Origin of the sequence: Allobosea sp., from assembly GCF_035999205.1 — a bacterium.
Taxonomy (GTDB): Bacteria; Pseudomonadota; Alphaproteobacteria; order Rhizobiales; family Beijerinckiaceae; genus Allobosea.
In genome coordinates, this window is sequence record NZ_DASYHA010000025.1 from 193944 (window position 1) to 210453 (window position 16510).

The 16510-nt window shown below is 66.8% G+C and carries 17 protein-coding genes; 2 read left to right on the forward strand and 15 right to left on the reverse strand.

What is annotated here, in order from left to right:
- Positions 1-69 precede the first annotated feature (69 nt).
- From VGN82_RS16350 to VGN82_RS16365, 4 genes are all read right to left on the reverse strand, one after another.
- Positions 70-1047, reverse strand: a complete 978-nt coding sequence (locus VGN82_RS16350; protein WP_327528102.1) for a beta-ketoacyl-ACP synthase III — start codon at positions 1045-1047, stop codon at positions 70-72.
- Positions 1048-1059: 12 nt separating this feature from the next.
- Positions 1060-2133 (reverse strand): phosphate acyltransferase PlsX, encoded by a 1074-nt coding sequence (gene plsX / locus VGN82_RS16355; RefSeq protein ID WP_327528103.1) that lies wholly within the window; start codon positions 2131-2133, stop codon positions 1060-1062.
- A 115-nt stretch (positions 2134-2248) separates the two neighbouring features.
- Positions 2249-2803 (reverse strand): YceD family protein, encoded by a 555-nt coding sequence (locus VGN82_RS16360; RefSeq protein WP_327528104.1) that lies wholly within the window; start codon positions 2801-2803, stop codon positions 2249-2251.
- On the reverse strand, positions 2793-3347 hold the full coding sequence (locus VGN82_RS16365) for a ubiquinol-cytochrome C chaperone family protein (protein ID WP_327528105.1): 555 nt from the start codon (positions 3345-3347) through the stop codon (positions 2793-2795). The genes VGN82_RS16360 and VGN82_RS16365 overlap by 11 nt, the downstream gene beginning before the upstream one ends.
- A gap of 143 nt (positions 3348-3490) precedes the next feature.
- Here VGN82_RS16365 and VGN82_RS16370 point away from each other — a divergent pair, with 143 nt between their 5' ends.
- Positions 3491-3985 carry an outer membrane protein assembly factor BamE gene (locus tag VGN82_RS16370; RefSeq protein WP_327528106.1) on the forward strand — a complete coding sequence of 165 codons (495 nt, stop codon included), beginning with the start codon at positions 3491-3493 and terminating at the stop codon, positions 3983-3985.
- A 79-nt stretch (positions 3986-4064) separates the two neighbouring features.
- On the opposite strand, the gene VGN82_RS16375 is transcribed toward VGN82_RS16370, so the two are convergent.
- The 10 genes from VGN82_RS16375 to nrdR form a co-directional block, all read right to left on the reverse strand.
- The gene (locus VGN82_RS16375) at positions 4065-4988 is read right to left on the reverse strand and encodes a DMT family transporter (protein ID WP_327528107.1); all 924 of its coding nucleotides are present in this window, start codon (positions 4986-4988) and stop codon (positions 4065-4067) included.
- 202 nt (positions 4989-5190) lie between these two features.
- Entirely contained in the window at positions 5191-7347 is a 2157-nt protein-coding gene (locus VGN82_RS16380) for a sodium-translocating pyrophosphatase (RefSeq protein ID WP_327528108.1), read from the reverse strand.
- A 221-nt stretch (positions 7348-7568) separates the two neighbouring features.
- Positions 7569-8369 (reverse strand): (S)-ureidoglycine aminohydrolase, encoded by an 801-nt coding sequence (gene allE, locus VGN82_RS16385; RefSeq protein ID WP_327528109.1) that lies wholly within the window; start codon positions 8367-8369, stop codon positions 7569-7571.
- A gap of 37 nt (positions 8370-8406) precedes the next feature.
- Positions 8407-9612: an MFS transporter gene (locus VGN82_RS16390; RefSeq protein WP_327528110.1), complete on the reverse strand. Its 1206-nt coding sequence runs from the start codon at positions 9610-9612 to the stop codon at positions 8407-8409.
- 41 nt (positions 9613-9653) lie between these two features.
- Positions 9654-10652: a thiamine-phosphate kinase gene (thiL, locus tag VGN82_RS16395; RefSeq protein WP_327528111.1), complete on the reverse strand. Its 999-nt coding sequence runs from the start codon at positions 10650-10652 to the stop codon at positions 9654-9656.
- Between the two features lie 7 nt (positions 10653-10659).
- Positions 10660-11127, reverse strand: coding sequence for a transcription antitermination factor NusB (gene nusB / locus VGN82_RS16400; RefSeq protein WP_327528112.1), 468 nt, complete (start codon positions 11125-11127; stop codon positions 10660-10662).
- Positions 11124-11633: a 6,7-dimethyl-8-ribityllumazine synthase gene (ribH, locus tag VGN82_RS16405; protein WP_327528113.1), complete on the reverse strand. Its 510-nt coding sequence runs from the start codon at positions 11631-11633 to the stop codon at positions 11124-11126. The genes nusB and ribH overlap by 4 nt, the downstream gene beginning before the upstream one ends.
- A gap of 34 nt (positions 11634-11667) precedes the next feature.
- A complete protein-coding gene (locus VGN82_RS16410) occupies positions 11668-12315 on the reverse strand; it encodes a riboflavin synthase (RefSeq protein ID WP_327528114.1) in 648 nt (215 codons plus the stop codon).
- On the reverse strand, positions 12315-13457 hold the full coding sequence (gene ribD, locus VGN82_RS16415; protein WP_327528115.1) for a bifunctional diaminohydroxyphosphoribosylaminopyrimidine deaminase/5-amino-6-(5-phosphoribosylamino)uracil reductase RibD: 1143 nt from the start codon (positions 13455-13457) through the stop codon (positions 12315-12317). The genes VGN82_RS16410 and ribD overlap by 1 nt, the downstream gene beginning before the upstream one ends.
- Entirely contained in the window at positions 13450-13953 is a 504-nt protein-coding gene (gene nrdR, locus VGN82_RS16420; RefSeq protein ID WP_327529159.1) for a transcriptional regulator NrdR, read from the reverse strand. The genes ribD and nrdR overlap by 8 nt, the downstream gene beginning before the upstream one ends.
- A 249-nt stretch (positions 13954-14202) precedes the next feature.
- Here nrdR and VGN82_RS16425 point away from each other — a divergent pair, with 249 nt between their 5' ends.
- Positions 14203-15162, forward strand: a complete 960-nt coding sequence (locus VGN82_RS16425) for a hypothetical protein (protein WP_327528116.1) — start codon at positions 14203-14205, stop codon at positions 15160-15162.
- 28 nt (positions 15163-15190) lie between these two features.
- Here the strand turns inward: VGN82_RS16425 and glyA are convergent, their stop codons facing one another.
- Positions 15191-16492, reverse strand: coding sequence for a serine hydroxymethyltransferase (gene glyA / locus VGN82_RS16430; RefSeq protein WP_327528117.1), 1302 nt, complete (start codon positions 16490-16492; stop codon positions 15191-15193).
- Between the last annotated feature and the right edge of the window lie 18 nt (positions 16493-16510).

Here is a 16510-nt window from a genome sequence, read left to right on the forward strand (position 1 = left end):
GCCAGTTAAAAATTGCATGAAAACGGCTAGAAAATCGGGAAATTCCGATCGATTTCTTGCCTTGCCGGCTTACCAGCGGATCAACGCCGACCCCCAGGTGAAGCCACCGCCCATCGCCTCGATCAGGACGAGCTGGCCGCGCTTGATGCGGCCGTCGCGATGCGCCTCGGCCAGCGCCAGCGGGATCGAGGCGGCCGAGGTGTTGCCGTGGCGATCGACGGTCACGACGACTCGGTCATGGCCGATGCCGAGTTTGTCGGCGGTCGCGTCGATGATGCGGCGATTGGCCTGGTGCGGCACGAACCAGTCGATGTCGGCGCTGCTCAGCCCGGTTTCCTCGAAGGTGTGGCGCACCGTCTCGGCGAGTTTGACGACGGCATGGCGGAAGACCTCCTTGCCCTCCATGCGCAGGAACCCGACCGTCTTGGTCGAGCCCGGCCCACCATCGACATAGAGTTTGTCGGTGTAGCGCCCGTCCGACCGGATATGGGTCGCCAGCACACCGCGATCCGCCAGCGTGCCCTCGCCCGGCGTCGCCTTCAGCACCACCGCCCCCGCGCCATCGCCGAAGAGCACGCAGGTCGTGCGGTCCTCCCAGTCGAGGATGCGCGAGAAGGTCTCGGCGCCGATCACGATCGCAGCCTTCGCCGCGCCCGAGCTCAGGAACTTGTCGGCGGTCGCGAGCCCGAAGACGAAGCCGGAGCAGACCGCCTGCAGGTCAAACGCAGCGCCGCCTTCGATGCCGAGCGCGGCCTGGATCTGCGTCGCCGTGGCTGGGAAGGTGTGATCCGGCGTCGCGGTCGCGACGATGACGAGGTCGATCTCGCTCGCGTCCATGCCGGCATCGGCCAACGCCGCCTGGGCCGCCTTGAGGCCGAGCGTCGAGGTGGTCTCGTCTTCGGCCGCGACATGGCGCTGCCGGATGCCGGTGCGCTGGACGATCCACTCGTCGGAGGTGTCGACGCGCTGCGCCAGATCCGCATTGGTGACGATATGCGCCGGTAGATAGGAGCCGCAGCCGACGATTTGAGAACGCAGAATTGACAAGTACGCGTTTCCCTATTGGACGGCGGGTGCCTGCGCAGCCGCTTGCTGCTGCATCGACGCTTCCTGGCGTGCCGAGGCTGCGACCATCTCGCGGACCTTCGCCATCAGGTTCTCGCGCGCCATCTCATAGCCAAGTTCGGTCGCACTGGCGAAACCGACGGCATCCGTGCCGCCATGGCTCTTGATCACGATGCCCTCGAGCCCGAGGAACACGCCGCCATTGACCTTGCGCGGATCCATCTTGTCCTTCAGCGCCGCGAAGGCGCCGCGCGCGAAGAGATAGCCGATCTTGGCCATCAGCGAGCGGCCCATCGCAGCCTTTAGATAGGAACTGATCTGCCGGGCGGTACCCTCGGCCGTCTTCAGCGCGATGTTTCCGGTGAAGCCCTCGGTCACGACGACATCGACGGTGCCCTTGCCGAGATCGTCGCCCTCGACGAAACCGTGATAGCTCAGATGCGGGACGTTGCCCTCGCGCAGGATGCGCCCCGCCTCCTTCACCGCCTCGACGCCCTTGATCTCCTCGACGCCGACATTGAGCAGGCCGACCGTCGGGCGGTCCAGATCGAACACCACCCGCGCCATGGCGGCGCCCATCACCGCGAGATCGACGAGATGGCGGGCGTCGGCGCCGATGGTCGCGCCGACGTCGAGCACGATGCTCTCGCCGCGAACCGTCGGCCACAGGCAGGCGATGGCCGGACGATCGACCTCGGGCATCGACTTCAGGCAGAACTTCGACATCGCCATCAGTGCGCCGGTGTTGCCGGCAGAGACGGTGACGTCCGCCTCCCCTGTCTTGGTCGCGTCGATGGCGCGCCACATCGAGGATTTGTAGCGGCCATAGCGCAGAGCCTGGCTCGGCTTGTCGTCCATCTTCACCGAGACCTCGGTGTGATGGAACGTCGTGACCGCCTTGAGCTTCGGGTGCTGATCGAGGAGCGGCACGACCTGTGCCTCGTCCCCGAAGATCACGAAGCGAGCATCGGGGCGGCGCTCCAACGTCAACGCGGCGCCGGGGATGACGATGGAGGGGCCGTGGTCCCCGCCCATCGCATCGAGCGCGATTGTAACCGGTCGTGTCATGGAGTGATGGTTGATCCCAGGAGCGGCCGACCTTCAATCCGGGGCGGCTCGATGCGGGCGGGACAATAGCGACTTGGGCGTGCGCCGCAAGCCACGTTGAGACCGCCGAGGTCCGTCATTCGCTGCGCTTGAGCCTTGCCAGGGCCGCAAAGGGCGATTCAGGGGGTTCTTCCGGCGCAGGCTCGGTGAAGGCGGCACCCGGTTTGCGGGGATAGGGGTCGAGTGCCAAAGCGAGGAACTCCAGCGTCACCGCGCCGAGATCGATCACGCCGTCGATGATCGGCTCGGGCGGATCCTCCTCGTTCAGCCGGACTTCGATGTCGATCTCGCCGCCATCCTCATCGCTGCTCCGGCGCCGCGGCGTCTCGGGCACCTCGGGAGCGAAATCGAGCTTCAGCGGGACCGAAAGCGTCACCGGGAAGGGATCGAGCGAGACGATGCAGGTCTGGTGCAACGCAGCCTCGATCTCGCCCTCGAGCTTGACCCGCTCGCCATTGCGCGACAGCAGGAAGCGCGCCGCGAGCTTTTCCACCGAGGGCAGATCGAGCATGGCAGCGATTCCGGCGCGCTCGGACGCGTCGGCTTCGACCGCGAACCGGGAACCGCGCAGCTTGATCTCCTCGACTCGGATCGGCCGGCTCAGCGGAAGCGGGGTGGCATCAGGCGTCATGGCTGGCCTCCACATCGACCAGGGCCGGGAACAACGCAGCGTCGCGCAGGATGGCGTCGAGATCCAGCCCGGCCAGAAGCGCCTGCGCGCGGTTGACATAGGCGGCGAGCAGGGTCGCTCCCTCACCCGAGGCCTGATCGGGGCTCGCATTGCGCCGCAAGGCCTCGACCAGATCCGCCGGCTGGCGCGTCGCCAGCGCCGCCTCATAGGCTTGCAACCGGCCATAGAACATCTGGCCGATCTTCTTCATGCGCTTGGGAACGGCAATGTCGCTGATGCCGGCATTGCGGAAGCCGAGTTCAAGATAGGCGAAGCAGGCATCGACCAGCTCCTGCGCGAGATCGGCCGCCGGCGCCGGCAATTCGCGCAGGCGCCGCAGCACAAGGAAGACATGCAGCGTCAGCGATTCGAAGCGCCCCTCGAAGCTGTCGGGAACGCCGCCGGCGAGATAGAGCGCGGGCTGCCGAGACGCCTCGGCGATGCGCGCGAACAACGCATCGACCGGCGCCTGCCTGCCTTTCCGCTTGCCGAACAAACCAAACATTCCAAACCGCATCTCATAAGGGGGAGGCCCGGAGGTCTCCTTGCCTTGCCAAAGCCATTCTCGGGCGTTACGCCAACCTCCACCCGTTTGACAAGCGGCTCGGGCCCTGCCCTCACGCCGCAACGCCACTGGATGCTGTCCGAATGATCGCTGCCTCCCGCCGTACAGCCTTCCTTGGCCTCCTCGCGACAACGACACTGGCTCTTGCAGGATGCGGCCCCAACGCAGGCGGCTTCAAGCTTGCGACCTCGGCCGGCCTGAACGAGGAGTTCAGCCGCGGCTTCGTCGCCGACGACGCGCTGATCGCGCAGGTCAAGGTCGGCATGGACGTGCAGCAGGTGCTGTCGATCCTGGGCACGCCCTCGACGACCTCGACTGTCGGCAACCGGACCTTCTACTACATCAGCCAGACCGTGCGCCGGCGCTTCCAGTTCCAGGAGCTGAGCGTCATCGACCAGAAGGTGCTGGTGGTCTATTTCAACAAGGGCTTCAAGGTCGAGCGCATCGCCCATTACGGCCTGCAGGATGGCGTCATCTTCGACTTCATCAGCCGCACCACCGCGACCGGCGGCGAGGAACAGAGCTTCCTGCGCAACCTCTTCCGCGGCGTGACCAAGTTCAATCCGCTCGGTTCCTGAGTCGGGCGAGAGGCCTTACGGATATGCAAGAACCCGCGGTGCGATCCGCGGGTTTTCTGTTTGCATCACGCCGACCGCCTCAGCTCCGCGACGGATCGCGCTCCGGCGCAGTCATGGCAGCAACGCCAACCACCACGAGACAGAGGCCGACCCAGGCCGTCGAACTCGGGCTCTCTCCCAGGACAAGCATGCCGATGGCGACGCCGATCGGCACGCGGATGTAGGATACCGTCGTCGTGCCGACCGGGCCGAGCGTGCGGATCAATCGGAAATAGATCGCGAAGGCGAGTGCCGTCGACACCGCCGCGAGCGCGAGCAGCGCCAGCAGCGAATCCCGCGACGGCGTGAGCGTCCAGGGCTGGTCGACCAGCAGCGAGACCGGCAGCAACAGCGCGCCGCCGGCCAGCATCGAGCCGGCTGCCGGCAACAGCGGGGCCATGCCGGCGAAGTTGCGCCCGAACAGCGCCGCGCAGGCATAGGCTACGGTTGCCAGGACGATGGCGAGTTGCGGGAGCACCTGATCGCCGAGTCCAGCCAGAGCCGGCAGACCGACGATCAGGCTGATGCCGGCAATCCCTGCCAGGACACCGAGCGCCCTGCGGCCATCCGGCCGCTTCCGCGGCGCGATCGCCAGCGAGATCAGAAAGACGAAGACCGGGGTGGTGCCGTTCAGGATCGAGGCCAGGCCGGCGTCGACACTGCGCTCGGCCCAGGCGATCAACGTGAAGGGCAGCACGCTGTTGAGGCAGGCCTGCACCATGAAGAGCCGCCATGTCGCCAGATCGCGCGGCAGCCGCAGGCCGCGCCAGTGCAGCACGGCGAGCAGGATCGTTCCTCCGATCAGGGTCCGCGCGGCGATGAAGGTCACCGGCGGAATCGTCTCCACGCCAATCTTGATGAAAGTGTAGGAGGCTCCCCACAACGTCGCGAGGATCAGCAGGAGGCAAAGCTCGGTCGAGCGCTTGGTCGCCGCGACCGACTCGGCAATGGTTTGGGTTGTCATGGCGATCTCCCTGGTTGGGGAGACCATGCCACGCTTAGGCTCGGCAAACTGGCAGGAACGCTACGGTTCCGAACGTAGCTTCCCAAACCGATTCAACAGGCGACGGATCTGATTCAAGCATTTGGCGGAAGCGCTTGCCTGCAAAGAGAAAACCCCGCGGATCGCTCCGCGGGGTCCGTTCATCTCAATCGAGCATCGGCGCTCAGCTATGCGCCAGGATCGCCAGCAGCAGCAGCGCGATGATGTTCGTGATCTTGATCGCCGGGTTCACGGCGGGGCCCGCCGTGTCCTTGTAGGGGTCGCCGACGGTGTCGCCGGTCACCGAGGCCTTGTGCGCCTCGGAGCCCTTCATGTGGCGCACCCCGTCCTTGTCGACGAAGCCATCCTCGAAGGACTTCTTGGCGTTATCCCAGGCACCGCCGCCCGAGGTCATCGAGATCGCGACGAAGATGCCGGTCACGATCACGCCCATCAGCATGGCGCCTACCGCGGCGAAGGCCTGGTTGCGGCCAGCGATGGCGTTGATCACGAAGAAGGTCACGATCGGTGCGAGCACCGGCAGCAGCGAGGGCACGACCATTTCCTTGATCGCGGCCCGCGTCAGCATGTCGACGGCGCGGCCGTAATCGGGCCGGTCCTTGCCGTCCATGATGCCGGGCTTCTCCTTGAACTGGCGCCGGACCTCCTCGACGACGGAGCCCGCCGCGCGCCCCACCGCCGTCATGCCCATGCCGCCGAAGAGGAACGGGATCAGGCCGCCGAGCAGCAGGCCGACGACGACATAGGGGTTGGACAGCGAGAAATCGACCGTGACGCCCTTGAAGTACTGGAACGAGGTCGAGCCCGCCTTGTTGGCCTCGGCAACGAAGAAGTTCAGATCCGAGGTGTAGGCCGCGAAGAGCACCAGCGCGCCGAGGCCGGCCGAGCCGATGGCATAGCCCTTGGTCACCGCCTTGGTGGTGTTGCCGACCGCATCGAGCGCGTCGGTCGACTGGCGCACTTCCTTGGGCAGGCCGGCCATTTCCGCGATGCCGCCGGCATTGTCGGTGACCGGGCCGAAGGCGTCGAGCGCCACGACGACGCCCGCCAGCGCCAGCATGGCGGTGGTGGCGATGGCGATGCCGAAGAGGCCGGCGAGGCCATAGGCGACGATGATGCCGGCGATGATCACGATCGTCGGGGCGGCCGTCGATTCCAAGGATACCGCGAGGCCCTGGATGACGTTGGTGCCGTGGCCGGTGACCGAGGCCTGGGCGATCGAGACGACCGGGCGCTTGCCGGTGCCCGTGTAGTATTCGGTGATGACGACGATCAGCAGCGTCACCGCGAGGCCGACCAGCGCGCAGGCGAACAGACCGCCCGAGGTGAAACTGACGCCCTGCCCCGTGGTGAAGGAGGCCGAGAAGCCGCCGAACATCAGGTGGTTGACCGCGGCGATCGCACCGACGGAGAGCACGCCGGCCGCGATGAAGCCCTTGTAGAGCGCGCCCATGATCGACTGGTTGGCGCCGAGCTTGACGAAGAAGGTGCCCATGATCGAAGTGACGATGCAGGCCGCGCCGATCGCCATCGGGTAGAGCATCATCTGGCCGAGCACCGGCTGGCCGGCGAAGAAGATCGCTGACAGCACCATGGTCGCCACCAGCGTCACCGCATAGGTCTCGAACAGGTCGGCGGCCATGCCGGCGCAGTCACCGACATTGTCGCCGACATTGTCGGCGATGGTCGCGGGGTTGCGCGGATCGTCCTCGGGAATGCCGGCCTCGACCTTGCCGACGAGATCGGCGCCGACATCGGCGCCCTTGGTGAAGATGCCGCCGCCGAGACGGGCGAAGATCGAGATCAGCGAGGCGCCGAAGCCGAGTGCGACCAGCGAATCGATGACGACGCGGCTGGACGGGCTAAAGCCGAGCATCGAGGTCAGGACGCCGTAATAGACGGCGACGCCGAGCAGGGCGAGGCCCGCGACCAGCATGCCGGTCACCGCGCCCGCCTTGAAGGCGACGTCGAGGCCGTCCCCCAGCGACTGCATCGCCGCCTGTGCGGTGCGGACATTGGCGCGCACCGAAACATTCATGCCGATGAATCCGGCCATGCCGGACAGGACCGCGCCGATCAGGAAGCCGACAGCAACCCATTTTCCGAGCAGATAGGCCAGCGCAACGAACAGGACGATGCCGACCATGGCAATGGTGACGTATTGGCGCTTGAGATAAGCCTGCGCGCCCTCGGCGACCGCTGCGGAAATCTCCTGCATGCGCTGGTTGCCGGCGTCGCGTTTCATGACGTCGGCATAGGCCCAAACGCCATAGGCGATCGATAATGCACTTAAGACGATGATGATAAGCAGGGCTGACATTCGGTTTCCTGACCTTGAGCTTCCGACCTATCGGGAGCGCTATCGCTCCTCATTTGCCGTTTTGGACGCCAGGAACAGGAAAAGCGGGCCAAGAAACATCAAGGCCCGCTTCGCGTCGCCAGTGTCAGGCGAATTTGTGGCAAGTTTCGTGGAAAAGCGCAAACGTGACGATGCGGCAGCGGCCCGCGATCGGATCCTGCCGCCAGGCGGTCGCAGCCGGTCTAAAGTGCCACGTCGCGGTTGACGTTCTTGTAGAGCAGGTAGCAGGCGTCATCGAAGCCGGTGGGGTAGAATTGCTGCGGGCAATAGCCACCCATCCAGATGAAGTCGCGCGCCCAGATCTCGTGCCAGTCCCGACCGAGGAAGTAGAGCCCCTGCCCTTCCAGCATGTAGAGCCCGTGCTCCATCACATGGGTCTCGACATCGGGGAAGCAGGTGCCGGGCTTGAACCACATCAGGTTCATCTCGAAATCGAAGCGCAGGTCGCCATGGGGCAGCAGGAACTGGAAGCCGCGGCCCTCCATGCCGGTGTGATTGGTCACTGGCACCGAATCCTGATGCGACAGGATCGGTTCCGGCACGGCCAGTCCCGGCGCGGGCTCGTAGCGCTTGCGCAGGGCCAGCACGCGGACCGGCTCGGTGCTGTCGTTGCGCAGGCTGAACCGGGTTCCCGGGGGCAGATAGGCGAAGCTGCCCTTCCGGAACGGCGTGGCGGTCTGCCCCTCGATTGCGAAGGCGGCCTCGCCCGAGAGACCGTAGTAGAAATGCTGGATGCCGTCCTCGCCGAAAGGCGCACGGGTGCCGCCGCCGGGCTCGATTTCGAAGACGTACTGCGCGAAGGCGGCGCCGAGCACCGGCGCAGCGAGGATGCGGATGATCGTCTTCTCCAGATGCGGCAGGCGGCTGACGAGCACGCCCTCGGGCGGCATGAAGGCGTAGTTGGGCGCAACCACGCCGCGGTTGTGGCCGATGGCGCCGACGGCAGGGCGGCCGGGAATCTGAGGCAGCTGATGGGGGCGCATCGCGGGTCTCCTGAGTCGCGGCCGAATCGGCCAGCGATCAGGCTGCCACGGCACGACGCCCCAGTCCCTGCCAGGCGACGAGCGCAAGCGCCACGGCGACGGGCGGGAAGACCAGCCAGTTGACGCTGTCCCAGCCGCCGGCGTGGAGCAGGCCGCCCGACGAGAATGAGGCGATCGCGACCGAGCCGAAGACGAGGAAGTCGTTGGCGGCCTGGACCTTCACGCGCTCCTCGGGGCGATAGCAGTCGGTGACGAGAGCGGTGGCGCCGATGAAGCCGAAATTCCAGCCGAGCCCGAGCAGGATCAGCGCGATCCAGAAATGCGCGACGCTGATGCCCGACAGGCCGACGACCGCGGCCAGCGCCGTCAGCAGGAGGCCCGCCATCGTGACCTGCGCCTTGCCGAAGCGATTGATCAGCCGCCCGGTGAAGAAGCTCGGCCCGAACATGGCGAGCACATGCCACTGGATGCCGAGCGCGGCATCGCCGACCGAATATCCGCAGCCGATCATGGCAAGCGGGGCCGCGGTCATCAGGAAGCTCATCAGCCCGTAGGTGACGAGGCCGGCGGTGACCGAGGCGATGAATTTTGGCTGCCGCATGATCTCGCCCAGTGGGCGGCCACCGGTCGAGGCGGCCTTGGCCACGGGCGGCGCGCGCAGTTGCAGGATCACCAGCATGGCGATCAGCGCGAGACAGCCCTGGGCGACGAAGCTTGCCGCGAAGGGCGCAGCGGGGGTGAGGTCGCGTGTCCAGTAGACGGTCTGCGGGCCGATGACGCCGGCCGCGATGCCGCCGATCATGACCCAGGAGATCGCCCGCGGCCTGAAGCTGTCGGTTGCCGCATCGGCTGCGGCGAAGCGGTAACTCTGGACGAATGCGCCGTAGAGCCCGCAGGCGAAGGTGCCGAGGCAGAACAGCCAGAACAGGCGCGCACTGGTGCCGGCCGCCGCAATGCTGGCTGCGGTGGCGCCGATCAGGGCGCCGATCAGGTAGCCGTTGCGCCGCCCCAGCCGCCGCATCAGCATCGCGGCGGGAATGACGCCGCAGGCGATGCCGAGCTGCATCAGGCTGACGGGCACCGTCGCGAAGGTCTGGTCGGTGACGAGCTGCGAGCCGACGATGCCGCCGAGCGAGATGACGATCGGCGGGCTCGATCCACCCAGCGCTTGTGCACAGGCGAGGACCACGGAGTTGCGCTTGGCGAGCGCGTCGCCATCAGCGACCGGAACATGCTGGTTCATGCGTTTGCCGCCCTAGCCCGTGGCGGCACTCGAGGCCGCCTTCAGAAATGAGCGAAGGAGCCCTGCGCGAAGCTGCGCGCCTTGCCTCCTTCGCGATATGTCGCCACGCCTGCCGCATCGGTCACAAGGCCGATCCTGGACAGCACGATGCCGGCGGCCTCGGCCGCCGCGGCCAGAGCAGGATATTCCCTTTCTGAGGCCGTGAAGAGAATTTCGTAATCGTCTCCGCCGGTCCAGGCCAGTTCCGCCAATGCGGGATCGGCCATGATCGCAGCGCGCGCCGCAGCCGACAGCGGAACCGCGTCGAGATCGATCTCGGCGCCGACGCCAGAAGCCTTGAGCAGCTTGGCAAGGTCGCCGACGAGCCCGTCGGAAACGTCCATCGCAGCCGAGGCATGGCCCTGGAGCGCTGCCGCCAGTGCGAGGCGCGGCTGGGGATGCAAATAGCGATCGGCCAGGAAGGCACGCTGCCGGTCGGCCAGCCCGGAAACCCAGCCCGGCTTGTCAGGCCCGTGCGCCTTCAAGCCCAGTGCGCCGTCGCCGATCGTACCCGAGACAAGCACGAGATCGCCGGGCTTGGCGCCGGAGCGCAGCACCATCCGCCCGGCCGGCACGCTGCCGAATGCGGTGACGGAGAGCGTGAGCGGACCAGGCGTCGAGACGGTATCGCCGCCGATCAGCGGGCAACCGCCCTCCGCCGCAATGGCGGCAAGGCCCGAGGCAAATCCCTTCAGCCACGCCTCCTGCCAGCCTTTCGGCAAGGCAAGCGAGAGCACGAAGCCCTCCGGCTTCGCGCCCTTGGCAGCGAGATCGGAGAGATTCACCGCCAGTGCCTTGCGAGCGATCGAAGCCGGCGGGTCGTCCGGAAAGAAGTGCACCCCGGCGACCAGCGCATCGGTCGTGACGACGATCTCATAGCCACGCGCCGGCCTGAGCAGGCCGGCATCGTCAAGGAGACCAAGGCCGCCCGGCCCCGCGATCGGCGCGAAATGGCGGGCGATCAGTTCGAATTCGCCGGGGCGCTGCGTGTCTCCGGCCATCCCGTTCTCACGCCGCCGGGGCGTCGAACTCGTCGGCGCGGAAGTCGCGGGCGAGCTTGTCGAGTACGGCATTGACCATGCCGATCTCCTCGCCCTCGTAGAAGGCGCGAGCGACAGCGACGTATTCGGAGATCACCGCCCGTGCCGGCACGTCCTTGCGGAACGCCAGCTCATAGGCGCCGGCGCGGAAGATGGCGCGAACGACAGCCTCGACCCGCTTCAGCGGCCAGCCCTCGGCCAGCAGCTGATCGACAGCGCGGTCGACCAGACGCTGCTCGCGGACGACGCCACCGAGCAGATCGCGGAAGAAGGCGATCTCGGCCTTGGGCAGCTCGATATCCTCGACCTCCTGGCCGATCCAGAAGGCCTCGAACTCGGCCATGGCCTCGACCACGCCGCGCCCGCCGATCTCCATCTCGTAGAGCGCCTGCACGACGGAGAGCCGTGCGCCCCGCCGCATCTCGGCCCGGCTCATTTCGATTGCTCCCCGAGGGAACGCTTGTAACGCAGCACGCTGAGCGCCGCTTCCGCCGCGCCGCCCCCCTTGTCCATCTCGGAGCGGTTGGCGCGGGCCCAGGCCTGTGCCTCGTTCTCGACGGTCAGGATGCCGTTGCCGAGCGGCAGGGCGAAGGCGACCGACAGATCCATCAGCGCGCGCGAGCTTTCGCCGGCGACGATGTCGTAATGGCCGGTCTCGCCGCGGATGACGGTGCCGAGCGCGATCACCGCCTCGTACGGATCGACGGCCTCGTCGGCAGCACGCAGGCCGATGACTATCGCGGAGGGAATTTCGAGCGCGCCGGGCACGGTGACCACATCCACGCGGCACTCGGCCTTGTCGAGTACGGCGAGCGCGCCTTCCAGCAGTTCGTCGGCCAGCTTGTCGTAGAAGCGCGCCTCGACCACGAGCACGCGCGCGCCGTCCAGCGGGACGGCAGGAGTTGCGGCCTTGTCGGCCGAGATCTGCCGGGGTCCGGCCATGGTTCTTATCCTTCTCGGGTGTTGAGGGGCGCTGTTACCCCTGCGGGCGCGCCTCCGCAAGCCGCGCGGCGTAGCGCGCCATCAGATCGACTTCGACATGGACGGGATCGCCCTCCTTGCGCTGCCCCCAGGTGGTAACGCTGAAGGAATGCGGGATCAGCAGCACGGTGAAGACATCGTCCTCGACCGTGTTGACGGTTAGTGAGGTGCCGTCGAGGCTGATCGAGCCCTTGGCGGCGATGAAACGCGGCAGCCCCTGCGGCGCGCGGATGTGGAAGCGCGCCGTTGCGCCCCAGGGCTCGTCCGGATCGGGGGCGATCGGTTCAATCCTGACGATCTGGCCGACTCCGTCGACATGGCCGGTGACGAGATGGCCACCGAGCTCGTCGCCGACCTTGAGCGAGCGCTCGAGATTGATCGCCGTCCCCGGCTCCCAATCGCCGACCGTCGTCTTGGACAGGGTCTCTGCGGCGGCCTCGACCTGGAAGACACAGCCGGGCTCGCCGTCGGTGCGTGGCCGGAGCGCCGTCACGGTGAGACAGACGCCGGCGCAGGCGATGGAGGCGCCAATCTCGATGCCTGCCGCGTCATAGGGGCTGGCGATGGCGAGCCGCTTCAGGCTCGGCCCCTTGCGCTCGGCCTCGACGACCTTGCCTATGCCGGTGACGATGCCGGTGAACATCAGCCTGTCCTCACGAAATGCTCGAAACGGTCGAGACCGATGAAGCCGGTTTCGACGCGGGCGTAAACATCGCCATCCGCCAGTAGCGCCGCAAGAGGCGGACGCACGGCAACAATGCCGGGTCGGCCCAGCGCATTCGGAGAGGTCGAGACGATGACCTCGTCGAGCAGCCCGACGATGGCGAGCTTCTCGGCGACGGTTGGCCCACCTTCGGAGAAGACGCGCGTCAGCCCGCGCGTGCCGAGCAACTGCAGGGCCTCGCCGAGATCGAGATGCCCGTGGGCATCCGCGGAGACGCGCATCACCTCGACACCGGCGGCGACGAGCGCCGTCTCGCGCTCGACCGGCGCAGCCTCCGTCGCGATGACCCAGACCGGTACCTCGCCAGCGGTCTTCACGAGCTGCGAGGCGAGCGGCAGACGCAAGTGCGAATCCAGCACGATCCGGATCGGCGAACGTTGTGCCATGCCGGGCAGGCGCACCGTCAGCAGCGGGTCGTCGGTGAGAACCGAGCCGATGCCCAGCATGATCCCGTCATGATGGGCGCGCTGGAGATGGACCCAGCCGCTGGCCGCCGGACAGGAGACGGCGATCCGCTCCCCGCCCGGCCCCCCGGCGTAGCCGTCGGCCGTGCGCGCGACCTTGAAGGTCACCATCGGCCGCCCCCGCGTAATGCGCGAGAGATAGCCGCGATGGGCGTGCCGGGCCTGGTCTTCCAGCACGCCTGTCGTCACCGCGATGCCGGCCGTGCGCAGCAGCGCATGGCTCAACCCGGAAATGTGAGGGTTAGGGTCTTCCATCGCGGAGACGACGCGCCGAACGCCGGATAGCAGCGTGAGCTCGACGCACGGGGTCGCGCCGCGGATCGAGCGATGCGCGCAAGGCTCCAGCGTGACGTAGAGCGTGCCGCCAGCCACGGGCGAAACGGCACGCGCGAAGGCGTTCGCCTCGCCATGCGGCCGGCCGCCGGGCTGCGTGTGCCCCCGTGCAACGACGACGGGGCCATCGGCCGTGTCCTGGGTCACGATCGCACCCACGCAAGGGTTCGTGCCGGTGGTGCCCAGCCCGCGCGCCGCGAAATCGAGCGCCTGCCGCATGAAGACCTTGTCGATCGCGGCTTGCTGCCGGTCTGGCTCAGTCATCGTTGCGAGGCGGCCTCACCGGTGCCCCGGCTTCCGGATCGGCCTCGTCCGAGCCGAGTTGGCCGAGCAGCTCCTCGAAATCCTTGGCCTCGCGGAAGTTCTTGTAGACCGAGGCGAAGCGGACATAGGCGACGTCGTCGAGGCCCTTCAGGCCCTCCATCACCAGTTCGCCGATGCTCGAGCTCGGAATTTCGGCTTCGCCCGAGCTTTCGAGCTGGCGCACGATGCCGTTGACCATGCGTTCGATGCGCTCAGGCGCGACCGGGCGCTTGCGCAAAGCGTGTGCGATCGAGGTTTCCAGCTTGTCACGGTCGAAGGGCGTGCGGCGCCCGGAACGCTTGACCACGGTCAGCTCTCGCAGCTGCACGCGCTCGAAGGTGGTGAAGCGGCCGCCGCAATCGGGGCAGACCCGGCGGCGGCGGATCGAGGCATGGTCATCCGTCGGACGGGAGTCCTTCACCTGCGTGTCGAGAGAGCCGCAATAGGGGCAGCGCATCATGCGTATCCTTGGACCTGCGTGCCGGACGATACCATCGTGCCCCTCATTGCCTCATCGGCCATGTCGCGGGCCAGCGAAAAAGACGCCCACGCGTTGAACCACTTCGGGCCTCGCGGCGACAAACCCGGAAATCGTTACAGCGGAGGCGCCGCGCTTCTATCATGGCGGCAGGCAGGAGCAACGCGTCGCGTCGCGCGTTTCGACCTGCCGAGTTTCCCCGGCGGAGAAAGCGACAGGAAGCGGATCATGTCGGACGATGTTGGGAGCCCTGTCGATGCCTTCGGCGGTCTGGTCGTGCTGGCTTTCGATCTGGTCGGGTCAGAAATCGACCGCGCGCCGGACCGGCTGCTCCAGACTTTCAAGAGCCCGACACTTCTGCAGGCAGCCGAGAACGCGCTCCTGAGCTTCGCGAAATCGCGCGGTCCCTTCGGAAGCTCCCAGCTGACCGCGGAGGAAATCGACCGTCTCCAGTCCTCCGTCGTCGGCGGCGTCAGGACCGCGGCGACGAACGCCTACCTCAAGCAGATCCAATCCTCCTCGAAGTTCAAGGGGCTGGAGGCGCAACTCAAGAATTTCGAGGAGGCGGCAAAATCCTCGGCGATCGGCGTCTGGATCGATCGCAACAAGAACATCCTCTATGTCGTCGGCGCTGCGCTCGCGGTCGGCGCCGGCGTCGCGCTCTACATCACGAAGCCGTCGGGGCCAGCCTACAAGATGGGGCTGCGCGAGCTCGAAAAGCTCAAATTCGAGGTGGTGAAGGTCGGCGCCTTGAAACTCGGCGTGAGCAGCATCGTCTTCGACCCCACGGCCGAACGCTACGGCGGCAAGGTCACCGGCAAGGTCGAATGGGAGCAGCTCAAGCTCGAGCTGGCTCTCCAGATCGTCACCAAGTCCGCGGAGGTGACCGAGATCGACGGCGAGGTCATGGTCAAATACGGCGTGGTCAGCCTGACCGGCATCGCGAAGCAGGACATGACCAAGCCGAAGGTCGATCTGACGCTCAGGCTGGGCGCGAACAAGGACCGTTTCGGCCTGGCGATCGCGGCGCATCTGAAGGACGACAACGTCACCGGCAGCGCCTCGGCCTCCTACAAGGTCGCCGAGAACCTGAAGCTGGGCGTCGACCTCAGCCGCAAGAACCGCCCCGACATGGGCAACCAGACCGAGAACCTGATCATGTTCGAGCTCAAGGGCGTGTTCCCTTGAGCTCCGCGACGCCGCACGACGCGGCGTATCAGTAGATCGGGAAGCGTCCGGTCAGTTCCTTGACCTTCGCCTTGACCGCCGTCTCCACGGCGGCGTTACCTTCCTCGCCGTTCGCAGCCAGCCCATCCAGAACTTCGGCGATCAGTTCGCCCACCTTCTTGAACTCGGCGACACCGAAGCCGCGCGAGGTCGCAGCAGGCGTGCCCAGGCGGATGCCCGAGGTGGTCATCGGCTTCTCCGGGTCGAAGGGGATGCCGTTCTTGTTGCAGGTGATGTGGGCGCGCCCGAGCGCGGCCTCGGCCGCCTTGCCGGTGAGCTTCTTGGAGCGCAGGTCGACCAGCATCAGGTGGTTGTCGGTACCGCCTGTGACGAGGTCGAAGCCCTTGCTCTTCAGCGTTTCGGCCAGAGCCTTGGCGTTGGCGACGACGGCGTGGGCGTAGGTCTTGAACTCCGGCTGCAGCGCCTCCTGGAAGGAGACCGCCTTGGCGGCGATGACGTGCATCAGCGGCCCGCCCTGGATGCCCGGGAAGATCGCCGAGTTGATCTTCTTGGCGATCGCCTCGTCATTGGTCAGGATCATGCCGCCGCGCGGACCGCGCAGGGTCTTGTGGGTCGTGGTGGTGACGACATGGGCATGCGGGAACGGCGAGGGATGCGCGCCGCCAGCGACGAGGCCGGCGAAATGCGCGATGTCGACCATGAAATAGGCCCCGACCTCATCGGCGATCGCGCGGAAGCGGGCGAAGTCCCAATGGCGGGCATAGGCGGAACCGCCGGCGACGATGACCTTTGGCTTGTGCTCGCGGGCGAGGCGCTCGAGCGCGTCATAGTCGATCATCTGGTCGACGACGCAGACGCCGTAGGAGACGACATTGAACCACTTGCCGGACTGGTTGACCGGCGCGCCATGGGTCAGGTGCCCGCCGGCGGCGAGGTCGAGGCCCATGAAGGTGTCGCCCGGCTGCATCAGCGCCATGAAGACGCCCTGGTTGGCCTGGCTGCCGGAATTCGGCTGGACATTGGCGAAGCTGCAGCCGAACAGGCGGCAGGCGCGCTCGATGGCGAGCTTCTCGGCGATGTCGACGAACTGGCAGCCGCCATAATAGCGCCGGCCGGGATAGCCCTCGGCATACTTGTTGGTCATCACCGAGCCCTGCGCCTCGAGCACGGCGCGGGAGACGATGTTCTCCGAGGCGATCAGCTCGATCTCGTCGCGTTGGCGGCCGAGTTCGAGCTCGATGGCGCGGGCGATCTCCGGGTCGGCATCCGCCAGGGTGGCGCCGAAGAAGGAGTTCGACAGGTGCTTTTCAGCGGCGGCGTCATGGCTCATGGCGAAGCTCCATCGGCG